This is a genomic window from Roseiarcus fermentans (genome assembly GCF_003315135.1).
Taxonomy (GTDB): domain Bacteria; phylum Pseudomonadota; class Alphaproteobacteria; order Rhizobiales; family Beijerinckiaceae; genus Roseiarcus; species Roseiarcus fermentans.
The window spans coordinates 1-1,813 of sequence record NZ_QNRK01000080.1; the positions used below are offsets into that span (position 1 = coordinate 1).

1 protein-coding gene is annotated in these 1,813 nt (G+C 65.6%); it reads right to left on the reverse strand.

The window, feature by feature from the left end:
* The coding region (gene bchE / locus DFR50_RS31070) for a magnesium-protoporphyrin IX monomethyl ester anaerobic oxidative cyclase (RefSeq protein WP_113894222.1) at window positions 1-1,802 on the reverse strand (1,802 nt) is incomplete at its 3' end.
* Window positions 1,803-1,813: the final 11 nt, after the last annotated feature.

Sequence of the window (1,813 nt, forward strand, 5' to 3'; positions counted from 1 at the left end):
TCCGACATCTGGGGGTTGCCGGCGGCGCGGCTCGGGCTGGCGGTGGCGGCATGGGCGCGGGCGCGGTCGAGCGCCGCCTCCATGTCGGCGTCCGACATCTGCTGGTCGCCGCCGCCGCCGCAGGCCGAGGCGCCCTGCGCCAGGTCGTTGACGTTGGCGTGGGCGAGCAGGCTGGTTGTCTTCGGCGCGGCGACGGTGCGCCTGGCGTCGCCGAGGTCGAGCCCGAGTTCGACCTCGGCCGCCTTCATGCGCGCTTCCGCTTCGGATTCCTTGCGGGCGGTGCGGCTCTTCCAGGATGCGACGTCGCCGAAATCGACCTTCTCGTCGAGCTTGCGCGACGAGTCGAATTTCCATTTCAGCTTCTTGATCGTCTGCGGGCCCCAGTAGCCGACCCGGCCGAGGTCGTAGAACCGGCGCCCGAACGCCGCGATCAGGAACGCCTTGAGGCAGCCGAGCAGGTAGCGGCGGCGCAGCGGGTCGCGGATCCAGGGATAGTGGAACAGCGACCGGCGCATGTAGAAGCGGCGGTAGTTGTTCATCACCGCATCGAGCAGCTCGCCCCGCTCCATGGCCTTCGGCTTCATGATCGGGGTGACGAAATTGTACTTCTCGAAGTCCAGCACCTCGACCTTGTCCTCCATCTCGCGATAGAGGTCGGAATAGGGCCAGGGCGTGAACATCGACCAGTTGGCCATGTCGGCGCCCCAGTCCATCGCCATCAGGTAGGTCTCGTTGATGGTCTCCTTGGTCTCGCTGTCGATGCCCATGATGAACTGGGCCTCGGTGACGATGCCGGCCTCGCGCAGGATCCGGATCGCCTTCTTGTTCTCGGCGACCGTCGTCTCCTTGTTGAACAGATCGAGGTTGAGCTGCGCTGCGGCTTCGGTGCCGAGCGAAATGTGGACGAGACCGGCCTTGCGGTAGAACGGCAGCTCGGCCTCGTCGCGCAGCACGTCGGAGACGCGGGTGTTGATGCCCCAGTAGATGCCGAGGTTGCGGTCGATCAGCTCCTGGCAGAAGGCCACGAACGCCTTCTTGTTGATGGTCGGCTCCTCGTCGGCGAGGATGAAGAAGCCGACCTCGTGCTCCTTCACCAGGGTCTCGATCTCGTCCACCACCCGCTTCGGGTCGCGCACCCGATAGTCGCGCCAGAACTTCCACTGCGAGCAGAAGGAGCAGGTGAACGGACAGCCGCGCGCCATGTTCGGGGTGGCGACGCGGGTGTTCATCGGGATATAGATGTATTTCTTCCAGTCGAGGATCGACCAGTCGGCCACGATCGTGTCGACGTCGCGGATCGGCGGCTCGGGCTTGGTGGCGACGACCTTGTCGCCCTCGCGATAGGCGATGCCGCCGATCTGGCCGCGGTCGTTGGGCCAGCGCCCGGCGTGGACCGATTCGACCAGGTTCAGCATCACCGCTTCGCCCTCGCCGCGGACCACCGCGTCGATCCACGGGGCTTCCTTCAGCACCTGGTTGTACATGAAGGTGCCATGGATGCCGCCGAGCACCGTCACCACGTTCGGGTGCATTTCCCTGGCGATCTGAAGCGCGCGCTCGGCCTTGTAGATCGACGGCGTCATCGCGGTGCAGCCGACGACGTCGATCCGCTCCTCCTTGGCCAGTTCGGCGCGCAGCTGATCCTCGCTCAGCTCGTCGGTCATCGCGTCGATGAAGCGGATGTCGGAATAGCCGCCGGCCTTGAGGTAGCCGGCGAGATAGGCGACCCAGGCGGGCGACCACTTGCCGGCGATCTCGGCGCCGCCGGAATGGTAGTTCGGATGGATCAGAACGATCCTCATGACCAGACCTC